This is a genomic window from Mesorhizobium sp. M1C.F.Ca.ET.210.01.1.1 (assembly GCF_004791585.1).
Classification (GTDB): Bacteria; Pseudomonadota; Alphaproteobacteria; order Rhizobiales; family Rhizobiaceae; genus Mesorhizobium.
In genome coordinates this window covers 1-393 of record NZ_SRUU01000125.1, presented here as the reverse complement: position 1 = coordinate 393, position 393 = coordinate 1, and the positions used below count along the sequence as shown (strand labels likewise).

Genomic DNA, 393 nt, shown 5'->3' with positions numbered 1-393 from the left:
GCCGAAGCCTGCCGTCGATCCGGCCACGCCCGCCGCTTCGACGCCGCAGGCCAGCGAGCCGCTGAAGAACGGCGCGACGGTATTGCCTGGCGTCGAGACACCTGAAGCGACGCCGGCGGCGCCCATCTTCCCGGCGATGACCGACGATGCCGTTGTGGCGCCGGCAGTTGCCGCTGCAACGGCGGCGCCGCAGAAGGTGGACGCCAAGAAGCCGGCCGCGGCGAAGACTGCCAAGGCACCCGCAACCGTGGCGAAGGCTGCGAAGGCGCAGGCAAAGCCGACGCCGGTGAAAGCCGCCAAGCCAGCCGCACCAGCAAAGACAACGAAGCCGGCCGCAACCAAGCCGGCGAGCAAGGCTGAAGTGAAGGCGGCGCCAGTGACGAAGCCGGCGAC

At 70.5% G+C, this 393-nt stretch carries 1 pseudogene; it reads right to left on the bottom strand.

Going from position 1 to position 393, the window contains the following annotated elements:
* Positions 1-393 (bottom strand): annotated as a pseudogene (locus tag EN853_RS34320) (hypothetical protein); the annotation flags it as partial.